At 59.9% G+C, this 20,184-nt stretch carries 16 protein-coding genes and 1 pseudogene; 6 read left to right on the top strand and 11 right to left on the bottom strand.

The genetic code is table 11. The annotated features are described in order from the left end of the window. Window positions 1–8 precede the first annotated feature (8 nt). From yajC to queA, 3 genes are all read right to left on the bottom strand, one after another. Window positions 9–341, bottom strand: coding sequence for a preprotein translocase subunit YajC (gene yajC / locus AC6I7A_RS04290; protein ID WP_009091760.1), 333 nt, complete (start codon window positions 339–341; stop codon window positions 9–11). Further along, window positions 341–1,489 carry a tRNA guanosine(34) transglycosylase Tgt gene (gene tgt / locus AC6I7A_RS04285; RefSeq protein ID WP_009091761.1) on the bottom strand — a complete coding sequence of 383 codons (1,149 nt, stop codon included), beginning with the start codon at window positions 1,487–1,489 and terminating at the stop codon, window positions 341–343. The genes yajC and tgt overlap by 1 nt, the downstream gene beginning before the upstream one ends. Window positions 1,490–1,568: 79 nt before the next feature. Beyond that, window positions 1,569–2,639, bottom strand: a complete 1,071-nt coding sequence (gene queA / locus AC6I7A_RS04280) for a tRNA preQ1(34) S-adenosylmethionine ribosyltransferase-isomerase QueA (RefSeq protein ID WP_058956373.1) — start codon at window positions 2,637–2,639, stop codon at window positions 1,569–1,571. Window positions 2,640–2,742: 103 nt separating this feature from the next. Between queA and AC6I7A_RS04275 the strand changes: the two genes are divergently transcribed. From AC6I7A_RS04275 to AC6I7A_RS04265, 3 genes are all read left to right on the top strand, one after another. Then, window positions 2,743–3,324 (top strand): ACP phosphodiesterase, encoded by a 582-nt coding sequence (locus tag AC6I7A_RS04275; RefSeq protein WP_471802904.1) that lies wholly within the window; start codon window positions 2,743–2,745, stop codon window positions 3,322–3,324. Between the two features lie 207 nt (window positions 3,325–3,531). Further along, window positions 3,532–4,344, top strand: a complete 813-nt coding sequence (locus tag AC6I7A_RS04270; protein WP_058956374.1) for an inositol monophosphatase family protein — start codon at window positions 3,532–3,534, stop codon at window positions 4,342–4,344. Next, window positions 4,345–5,601, top strand: a complete 1,257-nt coding sequence (locus AC6I7A_RS04265) for a histidine-type phosphatase (protein ID WP_046101346.1) — start codon at window positions 4,345–4,347, stop codon at window positions 5,599–5,601. Window positions 5,602–5,993: 392 nt separating this feature from the next. Here the strand turns inward: AC6I7A_RS04265 and proY are convergent, their stop codons facing one another. From proY to phoB, 6 genes are all read right to left on the bottom strand, one after another. Continuing rightward, window positions 5,994–7,346, bottom strand: coding sequence for a proline-specific permease ProY (gene proY, locus AC6I7A_RS04260; protein ID WP_009091770.1), 1,353 nt, complete (start codon window positions 7,344–7,346; stop codon window positions 5,994–5,996). 70 nt (window positions 7,347–7,416) lie between these two features. Then, on the bottom strand, window positions 7,417–8,736 hold the full coding sequence (brnQ, locus tag AC6I7A_RS04255; RefSeq protein WP_009091772.1) for a branched-chain amino acid transporter carrier protein BrnQ: 1,320 nt from the start codon (window positions 8,734–8,736) through the stop codon (window positions 7,417–7,419). Between the two features lie 392 nt (window positions 8,737–9,128). After that, a complete protein-coding gene (locus AC6I7A_RS04250) occupies window positions 9,129–10,235 on the bottom strand; it encodes a cobalamin-independent methionine synthase II family protein (RefSeq protein WP_009091774.1) in 1,107 nt (368 codons plus the stop codon). A 163-nt stretch (window positions 10,236–10,398) separates the two neighbouring features. After that, window positions 10,399–11,319, bottom strand: a complete 921-nt coding sequence (locus tag AC6I7A_RS04245) for a PstS family phosphate ABC transporter substrate-binding protein (protein ID WP_058956415.1) — start codon at window positions 11,317–11,319, stop codon at window positions 10,399–10,401. Window positions 11,320–11,338: 19 nt separating this feature from the next. After that, window positions 11,339–12,652 (bottom strand): phosphate regulon sensor histidine kinase PhoR, encoded by a 1,314-nt coding sequence (phoR, locus tag AC6I7A_RS04240; protein WP_009091779.1) that lies wholly within the window; start codon window positions 12,650–12,652, stop codon window positions 11,339–11,341. A gap of 14 nt (window positions 12,653–12,666) precedes the next feature. After that, a complete protein-coding gene (gene phoB / locus AC6I7A_RS04235) occupies window positions 12,667–13,356 on the bottom strand; it encodes a phosphate response regulator transcription factor PhoB (protein ID WP_009091780.1) in 690 nt (229 codons plus the stop codon). Window positions 13,357–13,553: 197 nt separating this feature from the next. Here phoB and sbcD point away from each other — a divergent pair, with 197 nt between their 5' ends. Both sbcD and AC6I7A_RS04225 read left to right on the top strand, forming a co-directional pair. Beyond that, window positions 13,554–14,750, top strand: a complete 1,197-nt coding sequence (gene sbcD / locus AC6I7A_RS04230) for an exonuclease subunit SbcD (RefSeq protein ID WP_058956375.1) — start codon at window positions 13,554–13,556, stop codon at window positions 14,748–14,750. Continuing rightward, window positions 14,747–18,421, top strand: a complete 3,675-nt coding sequence (locus AC6I7A_RS04225; RefSeq protein WP_058956376.1) for an AAA family ATPase — start codon at window positions 14,747–14,749, stop codon at window positions 18,419–18,421. The genes sbcD and AC6I7A_RS04225 overlap by 4 nt, the downstream gene beginning before the upstream one ends. Before the next feature lie 48 nt (window positions 18,422–18,469). Here the strand turns inward: AC6I7A_RS04225 and AC6I7A_RS04220 are convergent. Further along, window positions 18,470–18,661, bottom strand: a pseudogene (locus AC6I7A_RS04220) (hypothetical protein); the annotation flags it as partial. Between the two features lie 68 nt (window positions 18,662–18,729). On the opposite strand from AC6I7A_RS04220, the gene AC6I7A_RS04215 reads away from it, so the two are divergent. Next, the gene (locus AC6I7A_RS04215) at window positions 18,730–19,119 is read left to right on the top strand and encodes a cell envelope integrity TolA C-terminal domain-containing protein (RefSeq protein WP_046101341.1); all 390 of its coding nucleotides are present in this window, start codon (window positions 18,730–18,732) and stop codon (window positions 19,117–19,119) included. On the opposite strand, the gene qhpR is transcribed toward AC6I7A_RS04215, so the two are convergent. Continuing rightward, window positions 19,116–20,183, bottom strand: coding sequence for an AraC-like transcriptional regulator QhpR (qhpR, locus tag AC6I7A_RS04210; protein ID WP_009091789.1), 1,068 nt, complete (start codon window positions 20,181–20,183; stop codon window positions 19,116–19,118). The two genes, AC6I7A_RS04215 and qhpR, sit on opposite strands and share 4 nt — an antisense overlap. Window position 20,184: the final 1 nt, after the last annotated feature.

Genomic DNA, 20,184 nt, shown 5'->3' with positions numbered 1-20,184 from the left:
AGAAAGAATTACAGCGCCTTAATGGTGCCTTTAGGCAGCACGGCGGCAACGAAATCACGTTTAATGACCACTTCGTTGGTGTCATTCAGCGCGATAGCGACGTAGCCCGTGTCAGAGACTTTTGTGACGCGACCCACCAGGCCACCGCTGGTTAACACTTCATCGCCCTTTGAGATGGAATCCATCAGCTTCTTGTGCTCTTTCGCACGTTTCTGCTGCGGACGCAGGATCATGAAATAGAAAATCAGACCAAACACCACCAGCATGATCACCAGAGAATACGGACTTCCCTGAGACGGTGCGCCTGCTGCGGCCACGGCGTCAGAAATGAATAAGCTCATTAAATTTCCCTCATTGATGAATTGTCAGACGTTAAAGGCGGAACTTCTTTACCCGTCCGTTGGTAAAACTCAGTTACAAAGCGCTCTAATCTACCCTCTTCGATAGCCTGGCGTAAACCAGCCATCAGACGCTGGTAGTAGCGCAAATTGTGGATAGTATTCAGACGCGCGCCCAGTATTTCGTTACAACGGTCGAGATGATACAAGTAGGCCCGGCTATAATTGCGACAGGTGTAACAGTCACACTCCGCATCCAGTGGCGCGGTGTCATCTTTGTAGCGGGCGTTGCGGATCTTCACCACGCCCTCGGTCACAAACAGATGACCATTGCGCGCATTACGGGTTGGCATCACGCAGTCGAACATATCGACGCCGCGACGGACGCCCTCAACCAGATCTTCAGGTTTGCCAACGCCCATCAGATAACGGGGTTTATCCTGCGGAAGCTGCGGACAGACGTGCTCAAGAATACGGTGCATGTCCTGCTTAGGTTCACCCACCGCCAGGCCGCCCACAGCGTACCCATCAAAGCCAATCTCTACCAGACCTTTAACCGAGACATCTCGTAAATCTTCGTAAACCGAGCCCTGGATAATGCCAAACAGTGCATTTTTGTTGCCGAGGCTGTCAAAACGGTCACGGCTGCGTCGTGCCCAGCGCAGCGACATCTCCATTGAGCGTTTGGCGTAGTCCCAGTCCGCCGGATAAGGCGTACACTCATCGAAAATCATCACGATGTCGGAACCGAGGTCATACTGAATCTCCATCGATTTTTCCGGATCGAGGAAGATCGGATCGCCGTTGATCGGGTTACGGAAATGCACGCCCGCTTCGGTGATTTTACGGATGTCGCCCAGGCTGAAGACCTGGAAGCCACCGGAATCGGTCAGAATCGGCCCTTTCCACTGCATAAAGTCATGCAGATCGCCGTGCAGTTTCATGATCTCCTGACCCGGACGCAGCCAGAGATGGAAGGTATTCCCCAGAATGATCTGCGCGCCGGTATCCTGTACCTCTTCCGGCGTCATGCCTTTGACGGTGCCATAGGTGCCAACGGGCATAAACGCCGGGGTTTCCACCACGCCGCGATCAAAAATCAGACGGCCACGGCGTGCGCGCCCGTCTGTGGTATCAAGTTCAAATTTCACAAAGCCTCCATCGGAGAAACAGTCCGATGCAGATAGCCTTCTGTCACGCAGAGCGCGATTCCGGCTATCGGTTGATAAATCAGTCGCCCACTTTTTCCAGCGGCGCCTGCGGATTTTTGCTGATAAACATCGCGTCGCCATAACTGAAGAAACGATATTGCTCAGCCACGGCTGCGTGGTACGCGGCCATGGTGTGCTGATACCCGGCGAAGGCCGAGACCAGCATAATCAGGGTCGATTCAGGCAGATGGAAATTGGTGATGAGCGCGTCGATCACCTGATACTCATAGCCCGGATAGATAAAAATCTGGGTATCGTCGAAGAATGGCGCGATCAGGGCATCCTGGCTCGCTTTGGCTGCGCTCTCCAGCGACCGGACGGAGGTGGTGCCCACCGCAACCACCTTATTGCCGCGCGCCTTGCAGGCCAGCACCGCATCAACCACCTCCTGCGGTACTTCGGCATATTCCGCGTGCATGTGATGCTCTTCGATGGTTTCGACACGCACCGGCTGGAAGGTTCCCGCCCCGACATGCAGCGTCACAAACGCCATCTCAATGCCTTTCTCTTTCAGCGCCTGCAACAGCGGCTCATCAAAATGCAGACCGGCTGTGGGTGCCGCGACGGCGCCCGGACGGGCGCTGTAGACGGTCTGATAAAGCTCGCGGTCAGCCTCTTCGTCCGGCCGATCGATATAGGGCGGCAGAGGCATATGGCCCACGCTGTTCAGGATATCGAGCACCGCGCGCTCATCATCAAATTCAATCTCAAACAGCGCATCGTGGCGGGCCACCATGGTCGCTTTCACGCTCTCATCTTCGCCCAGCAGCAGCGCTGCACCCGGCTTCGGCGCTTTTGAGGCGCGCACATGTGCCAGGACACGCTTGTCGTCGAGCATCCGCTCGACCAGCATCTCGATTTTGCCGCCGCTGGCTTTGCGGCCAAAGACGCGCGCCGGGATCACACGGGTATTGTTGAACACCAGCAGATCGCCTGGATTCAGCTTATCCAGCACGTCGGTAAAGACCCCGTGCGTCAGTGCGCCGCTGGGACCGTCGAGCGACAGCAGACGGCAGCCGCTGCGCTGCGCCTGGGGATAGTGAGCAATCAGGGATTCGGGCAATTCAAAAGCAAAATCGGCGACACGCATTGAAGTGTTCTTTCTCAGGCAAAAACAGGCGGCACAGTTTAGCGGAAAATCGACCAATTCTGAACAGCTGGCTGCGCAAAGGCAGTTCAGCCTATAATGCGGCATGAACTTTCTTGCTCATCTCCATCTGGCTCAGCTGGCCGACAGCTCCCTGCTCGGCAATTTAATGGCTGACTTTGTGCGGGGTAACCCGCACCAGCACTGGTCTGCGCCTGTCGCAGACGGCATCCTCATGCACCGGCGTCTTGACGTCATGACCGACACGCTGCCGGAAGTGCGCAGCGCCCGTCAGCTGTTCCGTGCTGAAACCTATCGCGTGGCCCCGATTACGCTGGACGTCATCTGGGACCATTTTCTGGCCCGTCACTGGCAGCAGTTCATGCCCGACCAGACGCTGGCGCAGTTTTCTGCCGCCGCCGAGCGCGAAATCGTGCCGCACCTCGCGGAGACGCCGGTCGATTTTCAGGAACTTAACGCGGTGATGTGGCGCGAGCGCTGGTTTGAGCATTATGCCCAGCCTGCGCGGCTGGAGCGGGTTCTCCACGGCATGGCCAGCCGCCGTCCGCGTCTGGCGGCACTGCGCGACTCCTATCAGGATTTCACCGAACACTACGATCAGCTGGAAGCGCTGTTTTTTGTTTTTTATCCGCGTTTAATGGCGCTGGCGACCAGCCGCACCCTGTAAAACCCGATCCTCTGCTGCCGCGCCGGGCGGGCGCAGGCGCCTGCCCGCTGAAAAAGCCCGTCGTCCGCCCCTGCGCCATCTTGCCATTGCCCGCTAACTGCGGCTTAATGAAGCCTTTCTTAACAATAGTTACGTTAACAGCACAGCCAGACCGCCTGTTCAGGCGCGCCTTCCGTTCGTTATGGCACAAAATCATAAGAGGAAAAGATGTCATCCGCTTCGCAATCTGAAATTGACGCGCGTTACCGTTACGCCTGCGACATCGCCCGTGCGGCGGGCAGCCGGGCCCTGTCATGGTATCAGCAGCGTCAGACACTGGTGGTGGAACACAAAAGGGATTTACAGGATGTGGTGAGCGAGGCTGACCGCAACGTGGAAGCGCTGCTTAAAACATTAATCGCTGAACGTTTTCCTGACGATGCCGTCTATGGCGAAGAGAGCGGTGGCGAGGTTCAGGGCGCCCCTTTTGTCTGGGTCATCGATCCCATCGACGGCACCGCCTGTTTCGTCAACGGCCTGCCTAACTGGTGCGTGTCGCTGGCGGTGGTCTGCGAGGACGAACCGGTGATCGGCGTGATCTGCGACCCCAATCATCAGGAGCTGTTTCATGCCCGCAAAAACCACGGGGCGTGGCTTAACGAAAGCCGCCTGCAGGTCCATGCGGCAGAGCGGCTTAACGAGGGACTGCTGGGTATCAGCAACTCCAGCCGCACCGGCGGCGAAAGCGTCTCGCGCCTCATCACCGGCCTGATTGAGCAGGGTGGCATGTTTATTCGGGTGGGGTCCGGCGCGCTGACCAGCGCCTGGGCTGCTGCTGGACGCCTGATAGGCTATTACGAAGCGCACATGCATCCCTGGGATAGTCTGCCGGGCATTGTCCTGATGCGCGAAGCGGGCGGCGTCACCAACGACTACCTGCGTAACGATGGGCTGAAAAACGGTAATCCGGTTCTGCTGGCCAATGCGGCCCTCTATCCACAGATTAAAGCGCTGACGGGTAATCCCGCTCTGGATGAGTAGATGATCCGGTTACGGCTGCGTCGGTGCGCGCTTATTCTCGCCGCTCTCTGTCTGCTGAGCACGACGTCACAGGCGGCTGAGTATCAGCTGGAGAAGGTGGTCGAGCTGAGCCGCCACGGCGTGCGGCCACCGACGCCGGGAAACCGCAAAGAGATTGAGGCGGCCAGTGAGCAATCCTGGACGGTGTGGACCACCGCCGATGGGGAGCTGACCGGACATGGCTACAGCGCGGTCGTGAATAAGGGGCGCTGGCAGGGCGATCACTATCGCCAGCTCGGCCTGCTTGCGGCGGGCTGCCCCGATGCGGCGCAGGTCTACGTGCGGGCCAGTCCGTTGCAGCGCACCCGCGCCACCGCGGCGGCACTGACTGACGGCGCCTTTCCCGGCTGCGGCGTGCCGGTGCATCACGTCGCGGGCGAGGTCGATCCCCTGTTTCAGAGCGACAAACTGCCCCTCACCCACATCGATCCCGCCCGGGCGCTGGCGGCTAAGCAGCAGAAGGCAGGCGATCTGGCACAGCGGCAAAAGCAGCTGCAACCGGCAATTCAGCAGCTCAGAGCGGCGGTCTGCCCGCCTGCGTCCCGCTGCACGTTCTTCGATCGCCCCTGGCAGTTCAGACAGACCCGCGACGGCGGCAGTTACGTTGAGGGGCTGAGCGCGATGGCCAGCATGGTGGAGACGCTGCGCCTGGGCTACAGCGAAAATCTGCCGTCTAATCAGCTCGCCTGGGGACACATCACCTCGGCGGCGCAGATCACCTCGCTGCTGCCACTGCTGACCGCAAACTACGACCTCAGTAACGATATCCTTTATCTGGCCCAGCGGCGTGGCTCGATCCTGCTCAGCACAATGCTGCAGGCGATTGGCTCCGATACGTCGCCGACCCGCTGGTTAATTCTGGTGGCGCACGACACCAATATTGCCATGGTGCGCACGCTGATGGGCTTTGACTGGGCGTTGCCAGGCTATTCACGCGGGAATATTCCACCGGGCGGCAGTCTGGTGCTGGAGCGCTGGCGCGACACGCGAAGCGGGGAACGTTTTTTGCAGATCTACTTTCAGGCGCAAAGCCTGGATGATCTCCGTCGGCTGCAGCCGGTTGATGAAAAACACCCGTTATTACATCAGGCGTGGCATCAGCCTGGCTGCAGGGATACCAGTGTGGGCCTGCTCTGTCCTTATCAATCCACGCTGACACAACTGCAGAAAAACATCGACAACAGCGCCACGCTGCCGGTTTCCGTTATATTGCCCTGAGTCTGTGGCTAATCATATTCAGGCCGCAACAAAAACGCGGTCTGAATAATGTTAATCCCTGTTAATTAGCGTTATTCCGCCCTTTTCTTAATTGAATCCGGCTGGCTTTCAGCGTCCCGCGTTTTGTTTTACGATAGCCCCGTCAATCATCCCTTTATACATTTTTTCCTGTAATATTTAGATTCTTTCGGCGACTGGTTTCGCCGTTTTTTATTTCCTTTTACCCTCCCCTTCTCTGGCCATTCAGGCCTGTCTGACGCCGTCTGCCGGGGAATACTTTTATTCTGCGCTGACAGCGCATCCTTTGAGAAATTAAGGCGGGAGGAAAAGAGAATGAAGGCGGGAGATTGCCGGTTCTGCTCCCCCGTGAATCGGGAGAGCAGAACGGAAGATTAGCGCGGCTTGCGCACCAGCTTATAGCCCAGCAGCAACAGCACAATCCACACCATACCCACGTAGAGTGAAATGCGGGTATCGGGGAAATAACCAATCAGGCCGATAATAAAGCAGAGGAAGGCGACGCCGACGCCAGCGGTCCAGCTGCCGCCCGGCAAGGCGAACAGCAGCTTACCGGCCGCCTCTTTGCCAATTTTGCGGCGGAACGCGATCTGCGACAGCAGGATCATGATCCAGACCCACACCGTAGCAAAGGTCGCCAGCGAGGCGATCACCAGGAAGACTTTCTCTGGCATCAGGTAGTTGAGATAGACCGCGATCAGCATGGCGAACATCATCACCACGACCGTCACCCACGGAATGCCGCGTGCGGAAACCTTCATGAAGACCTTCGGCGCATGGCCCTGCTGCGCCATGCCGTGCAGCATACGGCCCACGCCAAAGACATCGCTGTTAATCGCCGAAAGTGACGCGGTCAGCACCACGAAGTTGAGAATCGAAGCGGCCGCGGCGATCCCCAGATGCTGGAAGGTCAGCACAAACGGGCTGCCCGACGTCCCCACCTGGTTCCACGGGTAGATCGACATAATCACAAACAGCGTGCCGACATAAAAAACCAGAATGCGCCATGGCACCGAGTTGATCGCGCGCGGAATCGACTTCTCCGGCTCTTTCGCTTCCCCGGCGGTGATGCCGATGATTTCGATGCCGCCGTAGGCGAACATCACCATCTGCAGCGACAGCAGCATGCCGACCACGCCGTGAGCGAAGAAGCCGCCGTTGGTCCAGAGGTTATGGATACCGGTTGGCTGCCCGCCGTTGCCAATCCCCCAGATAATCATGCCGAAACCGGCCAGAATCATCACGATAATGGTGGCGACCTTGAAGAAGGAGAACCAGAACTCCACCTCGCCAAACACCCTGACGCTCATCAGGTTAACCGCCCCGATGATCAGCACCACGCTCAGCACCCAGATCCAGTGCGGCACCTCCGGAAACCAGACGCCCATATAGATGCCAAACGCCGTCACATCGGCAATCGCCACAATCAGGATTTCAAAACAGTAGGTCCAGCCGGTGATGTATCCGGCCATCGGCCCCAGATAGTCCTGGGCGTAACGGGAGAAGGAGCTGGCCTGAGGATTATTGACCGACATCTCACCCAGCGCGCGCATGATGATGTAAGCCACTGCCCCGCCGATGATATAGGCGAGCAGCACGCTCGGCCCGGCCATTTTAATCGCGTCAGCGGAACCGTAAAAGAGCCCGGTGCCAATCGCCGATCCCAGCGCCATAAAGCGGATGTGGCGCGTGCTCAGTCCGCGTTTGAGCTTATTGGTTTCTTGCATAACAACCTGTACCTGTGAAATGAAAAAACCACGGGCAAGCCCGTGGTTAAAGAAAAAACCGTGCTGACTGTTACGAGTGAGCCGTCACCTGTTCAGGCCCTTTCACCCGATCAACCACAGCGGCAATCAACAGCATCACCAGCGACGGCGGCAGCCAGGCGAGACCCTGGTCGGCCAGCGGCAGATGCTGGCTGAAAGCCGGCAGCAAATCTTTAAACCCGGTCGTTTTAATCGCATCGACAATACCAAACAGCAGGCTTACCAGCATTGCAGGCGCGATAATCCGGCTGCTCTTATTCCACCAGTTGAGGGTGAAACTCAGCACCACCAGCACGATACAGGGCGGATAGATCGCCGTCAGTACCGGGATGGAGATCTGAATCAGGTGGCTCAGGCCGAGATTCGACACCACCATAGAGAACAGACCCAGAATAAACACCAGCGTTTTATACGATAACGGCAGGTATTGCGCAAAAAATTCCGCACAGGCACAGGTCAGGCCCACCGCGGTCACCATGCAGGCGACGAAGATCAGAGCGGCCAGGAAGAAGCTGCCCATGTTGCCAAAGGTGTGCTGAACATAGGCGTGCAGAATCGCTGCGCCGTTAGCGTTTTGATCCACCAGCGCGCCGCTGCCCGCCCCCAGTTTAAACAGGCAGAGGTAGACCAGCGTCAGGCCCAGACCGGCAATCAGTCCTGCCAGTACGGTATAACGGGTCAGCAGTGCGGCATTGTCCACGCCACGCGAACGGGCGGCGTTAACAATCACGATGCCAAACACCAGCGCGCCCAGGGTATCCATGGTCAGGTAACCGTTGACGAAACCGCTGGAGAAGGCCGCTCGCTGATAATCAGCCGTAGCGGTGATCGTCCCGCCTGCCGGCCACAACAGCGCGGCGACGCCCAGTATGGTCAGCGCAACGATTTTCAGGGGTGCCAGGAAGTGCCCTACCGTGTCGAGCAGCTTGCCGGGATAGAGCGACACGCCAATCACCAGCACAAAGTAGATCAGGCTGTAGATAAACAGCGGCAGCGCGCCTTCACCGGTCAGGGGGGCGATGCCCATCTCAAACGAGACCGTCGCCGTTCGCGGGGTGGCAAACAGGGGCCCGACCGCCAGATAGCAGACGGTGGCCAGCACGATGCCAGCCACCTTGCCGATCGGGCTGCTGAGCGCATCCACGCCGCCGCCGACACGGGCCAGCGCGATCACGGTCATCACGGGCAGACCCACAGCGGTAAGCAGAAATCCGATAGCGGCAGTCCAGACATGTTCGCCAGACTGAATACCAACCATAGGAGGGAAAATGATGTTGCCCGCGCCAACAAACAGGGCGAATGTCATAAAGCCCAGCGCGAGAATGTCCTTCGAAGTTAAACGATGTGTCATACGGCCTGTCACTGATGTTGCGGTGGAAGTTGGGTTTGTGTTGTCCCCCTCGCTGCATATAAGCCGCGACCTGACTGAGTGTCTCAGCGCATTATGCTCGTCGCAGGGAAAAGTGCAGGTGATTTGAGCTGCTTTTATTCTGTTCACAGAGGGATGGATCGACAACGGCGCTAAGTAAAACGTTTATAGCGGAGAAAGGCAATACGGGATCGGAAAACCAGAAGCTTATCCCGCCATTTTTTCAAATGACAGAGGATAGCGTTGATTTTTGGCACAGGCACACAAGATGATGTGCCTGAAAAACAGACAGGCGGTGGGAAATATCCGCATAAACGCACCGGCAGATACACAAAAGGCGCGTTTTACGCGCCTGTCTGCACAACGTTACAGCCTTACCAGACCTGTTTCGCGATATCGACAACCAGTCGAATCTTCTGCCACTGCTCGGCTTCGCTGAGGCTGTTGCCCTCTTCAGTCGACGCAAAGCCGCACTGCGGACTGAGGCAGATCTGCTCCAGACTCACAAACTGCGCCGCCTCTTCCAGCCGGGATTTTACCTGCACCGGATCTTCCAGCTCTCCCACTTTCGTGGTGATCAGCCCCAGCACCACCTGCTGATGACCGGGCTTGATGAAGCGCAGAGGCTCGAAGCCGCCGGAACGGGCATTGTCATACTCCAGGAAGAAAGCATCTACGTTGACGCTGCCGAACAGGATTTCAGCGACCGGTCCGTAACCACCCTCTGAGATCCAGGTTGAGCGGAAATTACCGCGACAGACATGCAGACCCACGGTCAGATCGGCCGGTTTATCCTCCAGCGCTTTGTTCAGCACCCGGGCATAGGTCTGCGCCAGCTGCGCCGGATCGTCACCACGCGCCCGGATATCCCGCTTCTGATCTTCCGAGCAGAGGTAAGCCCAGACGGTGTCATCCAGCTGCAGATAGCGACAGCCCGCCGCGTAAAACGCCTGAATCGCCTGTTTGTAAGTCTGCGCCAGATCGTCGAAATAGTCCGCCAGATCGGGATAGACCTCCGCGTCGATCACTTTGCGACCGCCACGGAAGTGCAGCACGCTGGGGCTGGGAATGGTCATCTTCGGCACCGCATCACCGGCAATGCTCTGCAGGAAGCGGAAATGGTCCAGCATCGGGTGATCGGCCGGAAAGCCGAGCTTGCTCACCACTTTCACACCGTGCGCTTTGGTCTGCACGCCATTGAACTGAATGCCCTGCTCCGCTTCATAGCTCTCGACGCCGTCCAGGCCGTAGAAGAAATCGAAGTGCCACCAGCCGCGACGAAACTCGCCGTCAGTCACGACTTTCAGGCCGTTCTCACGCTGCTTAGCCACCACATCGCGGATGGCCTCATCTTCCACCTGACGCAGCGCTGCCGCATCAATCTCGCCGGCCGCAAACTGTTCGCGCGCCTGTTTAATCGCGGCGGGACGGAGGAAGCTGCCGACAGTATCGGCACGGAACGGGGCGGTTTCTCTTTGCATGATCACTCCTGTCTCTCCTGCCAATCATTGCGGCAGGAAATAATTGCATTCTGATATAAATAGCCATCTGGATGGCTATATGTCTGAATGCAGAGTGACATGAGTGGCCTCAGTCTGCAACTGAAGAAAATTCAGCGATGATGAAAAAAATTCAACTTAGAGGTTACTGCAGGGCTGCACGCGCCTGCGCCATCTGCGTGTCAGAGAGCGGCAGGTAGCCCGCTTCACTGACCCGACGCTGTCCCTGCGCGGAAAGCACCTGCTGCAGAAACGCGGCCACCAGCGGCGGCAGCGGCTTACCGGGTGCTTTATTGACATAGAGATAGAGCGGACGCGCCCAGGGATAGCGGCCACTGCGGATAGCCTCCGCATCCGGGGCAATCGCCTGCCCCTGATCGTTCTTCACCGCCAGCATTTTGACCCCGCTGAGATGAAAGCCAAAACTGGCGTAGCCAATGCTGCGCGGGTTCCCGGCCACCGCCTGCACCACCGCAGCCGAGCCAGGAAACTCCGCCACGTCGCGGCGAAAATCGCCCTTGCAGAGCGCCTGCTGCTTGAAGAAACCCCAGGTGCCGGAGGCGGAGTTGCGGCCATAGCGCTGAATCGGCCGTTTACGCCACTCAGCGCCCGTTAAGCCAAGATCGCCCCAGAACCGCGGCACGCTGTGTGCACCGCACAGGCGGGTCACAGAAAAGAGGGCATCAAGCTGCGAGGGCGCAATCTGTTGCAGCGGATTACGCTGGTTGACCACGACGACCAGCGCATCCATGGCCACCGGCACCGCCAGCGGCGGGTAGCCGTAGCGCGCTTCAAACGCCTGGCGTTCATCTGCCTGCATCGGGCGGCTCATCGGGCCGAGTTGCGCCGCCCCCGCCGCCAGCGCGGTCGGGGCCGTAGAAGAGCCGGAGGCCTGCACCTGAACGTTGACGCCCGGAGCCTGGCGGCTGAAATCCTCGCTCCAGAGGGTCATCAGATAGCCCAGCGTATCAGACCCGACACTGCTGAGATTGCCGGCGAGCGTGCCGGGCTGAGCCAGCGCCAGACCCGGCAGCAGCGTAATGATGAAGAGAAGAAGCAGGCGCATGGCAGAGTTCCGGCAGCGGTTAATGAACGGCATTCTCCTGCATCACGCTGCTGACAATCAACCTTGCCGGCAGCGTAAAGGTAAAGCAGGTCTCCTTGTGCGGCACGCTGGTGATATCGAGCCGCGCGTTGTGGTGGCTCAGGGCATGTTTCACAATCGCCAGCCCCAGCCCGCTGCCACCGGTGGCGCGTGAGCGCGCCTTGTCAACCCGGTAGAAGCGCTCGGTCAGCCGCGGGATGTGTTCCGGCGCGATCCCCGGCCCGTTGTCACAGACCCGGAAAATCGCGCCCTGTTTGCCGCGCAGCCAGCTGATATCGATCCGCGTGCCCTCTGGCGTGTGGTTCACCGCGTTGTAAACCAGATTGGAGATGGCGCTGCGCAGCTGTTCATCGTTGCCGAACACTTTCAGATGGGGATCGGTGTGGAAATGGATGTCGTGGCGGCCGCCGCTCAGCGTCGCGGCTTCATGCTGCAGCAGTTTCAGCATCACCGGCACATCGACCTTCTCTTTCAGGTCGATCGCCGGGGCCGCTTCGATGCGCGACAGCGTCAGCAGTTGCTTAACCAGGCTGTCCATGCGGCGCGTCTGCTCCGACATGGTGTGCAGCGCTTTGCTGCGCGAAGGTTCGCTCATCACTGAGTCGTTCATCATCTCCAGATAGCCCTGCAGCACCGTGAGCGGGGTGCGCAGCTCATGACTGACATTGGCAAAGAAGTTGCGGCGCGCCCCTTCCAGCTGATGCATCTGCGTCACATCGCGCGCCACCAGCAGCCACTGCCCTTCACTGTAGGGCATGACGCGAAATTCCATGTGCAGTTTATTGTTCAGCACCAGCGTCAGGGGTTTATCAAAATCGCGCTGGCGAAGATAGCGGGAGAATTCGGGGTAACGCAGCAGGTTGAGGATGTTCTGGCCATTGTCTTCCGGCCAGCGCAGGCCAAGGTGCTGCTGCGCCAGTCCGTTGCACCAGAAAATGGTGCCCTCTTCGGTGGTGAGGATCACCGCATCCGGCAGCGATTCGGCACCGCTGCGGAAACGCTTGATCAGATTGCCCAGTTCGCGCCGCCGCCGCCGGTTGCGCAGCTGCATCTGGTAAAGCCCATAGAAGAGCGGCTCCCAGCTGGCACGCCCGGCAGGGGGCGTCATGGTGCGGTCGAGCCACAGCCAGTGTGACAGCCGCATCAGATTATGAAAATGCCACAGCAGCACCAGCAGCACGCTCAGCAGCAGCCACCAGGCCAGCCCGCCAAACAGCAGGCCAGGCAGCAGCGCGGGCAGACAGGCCAGCAGCAGTTCTGTCAGTAATCTCTTCCAGGAGAGGCGTTCCAGCACGGTAAAGGCTCCGTTCAGTAGCGGGCAGAGAAACGATACCCTGTTCCGCGAACGGTTTGTACCATGCGATCGTGGCCGGAGATCTCCAGCGCTTTACGTAAACGACGGATGTGAACATCAACGGTGCGATCTTCCACATACACATTGGTGCCCCAGACGTGGTTCAGCAGCTGTTCGCGGCTGTAAACGCGCTCCGGGTGCGTCATAAAGAAGTGCAGCAGTTTATATTCGGTCGGGCCCATCTCCAGCGGCGTGGTTTCGGACATCACGCGATGCGACGAGGGGTCCAGACTCAGCCCCTGCATCTCGATCACCTCTTCCACCGCCATTGGTGAAATACGGCGCATCACCGCTTTAATGCGCGCCATCAGCTCTTTGGGGGAAAAAGGCTTGGTAATGTAGTCATCCGCGCCCACTTCCAGCCCGCGCACCCGATCTTCCTCTTCGCCACGGGCGGTCAGCATCATGACCGGAATGTCGCGCGTCATCGCCTCACGCTTCAGGTGTTTGATAAACTGAATGCCGCTGCCGCCCGGTAACATCCAGTCCAGCAGAATCAGATCGGGCCAGGGTTCGATCAGCCTGGCCACGGCGCTGTCATAATCTTCCGCCTCGATTGGCTGATAGTCGTTCTGCTCCAGAACAAAACACAACATTTCACGGATGGGGGCTTCATCCTCCACAACCAAAATGCGCTTAGCCATTATTTCTCCTGCTGATTATGACGGCTGTCACTGAGATTCGCGGCGCCATTATGCGTCAGATTTGTGACACTTTTATGAAAAACATAACCTGCCTGTAACCACATAGGTAATCAATTATGACAGTGCAGCGACTCTTTTTTGCTTTGGCCGCAGAGCCAGTATAATCGCCGGGCGAATCACAACGGCAGGGACTCATCATGCGCATTATTCACACTGCGGACTGGCATCTGGGGCAGTTCTTCTACAACAAAAGCCGGGCGGCCGAACATCAGGCGTTTCTCGACTGGCTGTTGATCCAGATTGAACAGCATCAGGTGGATGCGCTGATTATCGCCGGCGATCTGTTTGATACCGGCACGCCGCCCAGCTACGCGCGCGAAATGTTCAACCGTTTTGTGGTGGCGCTGCAGCCCAGCGGCTGTCAGCTGATTGTGCTGGCGGGCAACCACGACTCCGTGGCGACGCTGAATGAGTCGCGCGAGCTGCTCGCCTGTCTCAATACCCAGGTGATCGCCACCCCGCAGGACGATGATGTGCTGCTGCTCAACACCCGTCAGGGTGAACCGGGGGCGCTGCTCTGTGCGATTCCCTACCTGCGGCCGCGCGACATCCTGCGCAGCCGGGCGGGTCAGTCGGGACGCGACAAGCAGACCTCGCTGCTGGAGGCGATCGCTCACCACTATCAGCAGCGTTTCGCCGCAGCACAGGCACTGGGCCATGCGCTGCCGGTGATCGCCACCGGCCATCTCACCACCGTCGGCGTCAGCCAGAGCGATTCGGTGCGTGACATCTATATCGGCACGCTGGACGCCTTCCCGGCCAGCGCCTTTCCCGCCGCCGACTATATTGCGCTGGGCCATATTCATCGCGCGCAGCGCGTCGCTGGCAGCGAGCATATCCGCTACAGCGGCTCACCGATCCCGCTGAGTTTTGATGAGCTGAGCAGTGAAAAAAGCGTCTTCCTGCTGGAGCTGACGGCCAGCGGCCTGCAGGCGGTCACCCCGCTGGTGGTGCCGCAGACTCAGCCGATGCAGGCGCTGAAAGGATCGCTGGCGCAGATTGCTGAACAGTTAAACGCCTTCAGCGGGCAGCAGCCGGAGAAACCGATCTGGCTCGATATCGAAGTCACGACCCAGGAGTACCTCAGCGATCTGCAGCGCCAGGTGGAAACGCTGACCGCCACGCTGCCCGTCGAGGTGCTGCTGTTGCGCCGCAGCCGTGAACAGCGGCAGCAGAGCCTGGCGCGGCTTGACAATGAAACCCTGAGCGAGCTGAAGGTGGAAGAGGTCTTCGCCCGCCGTCTGGCGCTGGATGAGGGCTTAGAGGCGGAGCAGATCGATCAGATGACCACCCTGTTTCGTCAGACGCTGGCCGCCATGGAAGAGACCCAATGAAGATCCTTACGCTACGTTTTAAAAATCTGAATGCCCTGCGCGGTGAATGGTTTATCGATTTCCGCGCCGAACCTTTTGCCAGCAACGGCCTGTTCGCCATTACCGGTGCCACCGGTGCCGGGAAAACCACCCTGCTGGACGCTATCTGCCTGGCGCTCTACCACCAGACGCCGCGCCTGGGCGCGATCTCCCAGAGCCAGAACCCGCTGATGACCCGCGACTGCGCGGAATGTCTGGCTGAGGTGGAGTTTGAGATTAAGGGTGAAGCCTGGCGCGCCTTCTGGAGTCAGAACCGCGCGCGCGGTGCCGCCGACGGCAAGCTGCAGGCCCCGCGCGTTGAGCTGGCACGCTGCGCCGACAACAGCATCGTGGCCGATAAGGTGGGTGACAAGCTGAAGCTGACGGAAACCCTCTCCGGGCTCGATTTTGAACGCTTCACCCGCTCGATGATGCTCTCTCAGGGCCAGTTCGCCGCGTTTCTCAATGCCAGAGCCAGTGAACGCGCCGAACTTCTCGAAGAGCTGACCGGCACCGAAATCTACGGCCTGATCTCAGCCGCCATTTATGAGCGCCACAAAGAGGCGAAAACCCAGCTGGACCTGCTGCGCAGCCAGGCGGGCGCGATGACCCTGCTGGAGAGTGAGGCGCGCGAGGCGCTGCAACAGCAGCTGACCGGGCTGGACCAGGCGGAACAGCAGCTCAGCAGCCACTATCAGCAGGCGCAGCAGCAACAGCAGTGGCAGCAACAGGCGCAGCAGCTGCAGCGGGAGAGCGAGCAGGCGGAGGCGGCGGTGCAGCAGGCCAGCGCGGCCTTACAGGCCGCTGAGCCCGATCGCCAGCGGCTGGCACGCAGCGAACCGGCTGAAAAACTGCGGGGCGCGCTGCAGCAGCGCGACGCCCTGCGTACCGAGCAGCAGCAGGTCTCGCATCGCTGTCAGCAGCTGACGGATCAGCAGCAGCAGGCGCAGAGCCAGCATCAGCAGCATCAGCAGCGCTATGCGGCCACCCAGCTTGCCCGCCAGCAGGCACAGCAGGAACAGCAGCAGCAGGAGACCCTGCTGACGGAACAGGTGTTGCCGCTGGATCAGCGCATCAGCGCCCTGCAGCAGCACAATGAGGAGCAGCAGCAGGAAAACGCCCGTCAGCAACAGCATCTTGAGCAGACTCAGGCTACCCTGGCGGAGCAGACCCGTCAGGTGACCCGCCTGAAGCAGGCGATGGCTGAACAGCATCAGTTACGTGAGCAGTTGACCGATCTGGCGCACTGGGGTGCTTCGCTGCCGCTGTGGCAGGAGAACTTTGCCCTGCTGGCACAGCGTGAAGCGACGCTGGCGGGACTGACACAACAGCGCAATCAGCAGCAGCAGCAGATCGCCACGCAGCAGGCGGAACAGCAGCAGCAGGCTCGACAGGCACTGCCGCGCCAGCAGGCGGAGCAACAGGCCCGCCAGGCGCTGTCGCAGGCGGAGCAAGCACTAACTTCGCTTCAGGAGCAGCATCCGCCTGCCGCACTGCGTCAGGCGTTAAGCCAGTTGCAGAGCAGCCGTCCGGCGCGTCAGCAACTGCTGCTGCTCTCAACGCAGTGGCAGCCGCTGCACCAGCAGCTGGACCAGCGCCAGCAAAGGCTACACGCGCTGGAAAAAGCGCATCAGCAGAGCCAAGCGGAATTGCAGACGCTGCGTGAGACGTGGAAACGCGAAAAACAGCAGCTGGACGATGTGGAAAAAATCTGCGCGCTGGAGCAGCAGATTGTCGATCTCAGCGACTACCGCGCCCGGCTCACCGCCGATCAGCCCTGCCCGCTGTGCGGCTCCTGCAACCATCCCGCCGTCGGGGTCTACAGCACACTGGAAGTCAGTGCTAACCAGCAACGCCGGGCTGCGCTGCAACACCAAACCGAGGCACTGCGCGAAGCGGGCACGGCAAAAAACGAACAGCTGAAGCAGTCTGCGCTACAGCAGCAGACGCTGCGCGAGGAAATCGCCGGGATGCAGCAACAGCTTGAGCAGCTTGAGCAGCAATGGCAGGTTCTGAGCGGTGAGCTGGCACTTACTTTCCCGCTTGCCGATCGCGAGGCCTTAGCCACGTGGCAGCAGCAGCAAAGCGACCGTGAAAGTCAGCTTGAGCAGCAGCGACAGGCTCAGGAAGCCGCAAGCCAGGCCCTTCAGGCTGCGAAAGATCACCATCTTCAGCAGCTACAGGCCTGGCAGCAGCAGCAGCAGGCCGAACAGCTGGCGCAGCAGTCGCTGACCAGCCTGCTACAGGCGCTGGATGTGCTGCAACAGCGTCAGCAGCAGGAACAGCAGGCCTGGGAGCAGTTGCAGAGCCGTCTGGAGCAGCAGTTCAGCGCACACCATCTTGCCCTGCCCGCTGCCGCCGATCGCGCTGCGTGGCTGGCGGAGCAACAGCGGCGCTGGCAGCGCTGGCAGGAGAGTGAGCAGTTGCTCGCTAACCTGCAGCCACAGCTGTTAAAAGGGGAAACCCAGCTCACTGCCCTGCAGCAGCAGGCTGAACAGGAACAGCAGCAGCTCACGACTCGTCAGCAGCAGCAGCAGCAGAGCCAGGCGCAGCTCAGCGAAATGCGTCAGCAGCGTCTGGCGCTGTTTGGCGATCGCGAGGTCACCCTCGCCCGTCAGCAGCTGCAGGCCCGCGTTCAGCACGCCGATGAACAGCTGGCACAGCAGCTCACCGCCCTGCAACAGGCGCAGGCCGAGGTCAGTCGCCTGCAGGGTGAGCTGGCGGGGCTGGAAAATCAGCGTCAGACCCTCAGCAGCAAACTGGCAGAGGCGGAAAGCACACTGCAGCAGGCACTGGCGCGCGCCGGATTTGCCGATGAAGCCAGCCTGCGCGCGGCGCTGCTGGATGAGCAGACTGCACTGCAACTGCGCCAGCAGCTGCAGCAGCTCGATCAGCAGTACCAGCAGCAGCAGGCGCGACGGGCGGATCTGCGTCAGCGGCTCAGCACCCATCAGCAGGCAAAGCCCGACGCGATGCCGGAATCTGCCGAGGCGCTGGCGCAGCAGCTGGAGCAGTTACGGCTGGCGCTGCGCGACAACGCCAGCCAGCAGGGTCAGATTCAGCAGCAGCTGCACAGCGACGCCAGCCTGCGTGCCCGGCAGCAGAGTCTGATGACACAGATAGAACAGGATGGGGTGGCGCTGGCGCAGTGGAGCCTGCTCAACGACCTGATCGGCTCCGCCAGCGGCGATAAATTCCGGCGTTTCGCCCAGGGGCTGACGCTGGATCATCTGGTCGCGCTCGCTAACCGTCAGCTTGACCGGCTGCATGGCCGCTATCTGCTGCAGCGGCGGGCGCAGGATCAGCTGGAGCTGGATGTGGTTGACACCTGGCAGGCTGACGCCGCGCGCGATACCCGCACCCTGTCGGGCGGGGAGAGCTTCCTGGTCAGTCTGGCGCTGGCCCTGGCGTTATCCGACCTGGTGAGCCACAAAACGCGCATCGAATCGCTGTTTCTGGATGAAGGATTCGGCACGCTGGATGCCCAGACGCTCGACACCGCGCTGGATGCCCTCGACGCGCTCAACGCCAGCGGCAAAACCATCGGGGTGATCAGCCACGTCGAGGCGATGAAGGAGCGCATCCCGGTGCAGATTAAAGTGCGCAAGATGAACGGATTGGGTTACAGCCAGCTGGAGCTGCCCCAGGGATAACGGGCGCGTCAGCCGGGAGGTTAAGCGATGCGCGGCGCTGACATCCGGCGAGCCGTTATCCGCAGGCAGCACCAGAATCAAGGCGGGTTTGCTGGCATGGAAGGCACTGCCCGCCGTCAACCGGGAGAGTGCCGCAAAGGCCTGTTTTCTGCCTTTCTCATCCAAAACGTGAAAGAGAGATCGTCCGCACCGGGGCGGTAAATTCTGGTTCTGCTGACAGTCGGAGGAATGCCATAGCATTCAGCAGGCCGGTCTGTAGACTGTCGGCAGCAGACAGGAAGATCTTTAAGGGGAGATGGGCCAGTTAAATGAATTTGATTAATGTAATAAGGCGGATATTGCCGGGTGTGATTGTTGCCATCTCGCTCAGCGCCTGCCAGCAACCTGTAATAAAGCAACGGGATAGCGTGGCAAACCTCTGTCAGCCGGAGAAAGATCCTGACAGCAAATCCTGTCACTGGACGCATCAAATGCAGCCAGTGCTGAACCGGGACTTCCGGGATGCAGCCCGTTATGCGGGCCAGCAATGTCTGGTACGGATGGAGTGGCAACGGAGTGGACGTTATGCGGTGACCCAGACCCAGGGTGATGAAGCGCTCTGCCTGCGCGCATGGCAGCTGGTGGCGCAGACCCGCGGCCTTCCGCCACCGCCGGAGCCTGGACAACCGGCGTGGTTCGGCTTTGCGCCGCGCGGTTAGCTGGCCAGCCCCTCCTGACGCCACTGACGCGGACTGATACCGAACCAGCGACGGAACGCGCGCGAAAAAGCACTGACTTCCGAGTAGCCCAGCAGCAGCGCCATTTCTGAAATCGGCAGCTGCTTCTGTTGCAGGTAGTGTGTCGCCATTTCGCAGCGCACCTGATCCACCAGCGCGGTAAAGCTGCTGCCCTCTTCGCGCAGCCGCCGCTGCAGTGACCAGCTCGACAGCCCCAGCTTATCCGCCACCTCTTCCAGCACCGGCTCCCCCTGCATCAGCGACAGATTGACCTGCGAACGCGCCTGCTCAACCATGCTCTGCTGCGACGTGCCACGATTAAGCCGCCGGATCGCATCCTGCATCACCGTCAGCAGGATCGGATCGCTCTCCGGCATGGCGCGCAGCAGATCGCGCTTCGGGATCACCAGTGAATTGAAGGGCTGATCGAACCAGACCGGCGCATCAAAGACTTTGCAGTGATCGTGCCACTGGCCGGGGCGCGGATGTTCAAAGTGCACTTCGCGCGGCGCCCAGTGTTTGCCCGCCACGTGGCGGATCAGATTCATAAACATGCCCAGCGTCAGCTCCGCATCCTGACGGCGCGACAGAATCGCCCCGTGGCGCACCTGATAGTCGAGCCGCCAGCATTCCCCCTTATCCACCAGGCGTGTCAGCGTGTCGTGCTGATGCCAGGGAAACGCGTTGACCACATTGTGCAGCGCCTGTTCCAGCGTGGTGGAACAGAGACCGATGTAGCCAATCAGGCCTAATGACTGCGGTTTAAACTGCCTGCCGTAGTGCAAACCGAAGTTATCAGAACCGGAGTGTCGGGCCGCCTCTTCCAGTACCCGACAGTAGTTAACCAGCCCGAGGCTCAGCGTCGGGCTGGCAAGGCGCTCCGGATCGATGCCGCTGATACCGAAGATGCGGTCCGCGTCGCCACCCTGAGTATGAATAAAGTCGCTCAGGCCAGTCGCTGCCGCAGCCAGTACGCCGTGATTGCCAGCTTCTGCGGCTGCCGAGCAGGCAGCAAACGCATCGGGCTTGATCAGTGTCGGATTCATG

It is taken from the genome of Type-F symbiont of Plautia stali (assembly GCF_059731105.1).
The sequence above is the reverse complement of the archived record's forward strand: the minus strand, read 5'-3'. Positions and strand labels throughout refer to the sequence as shown.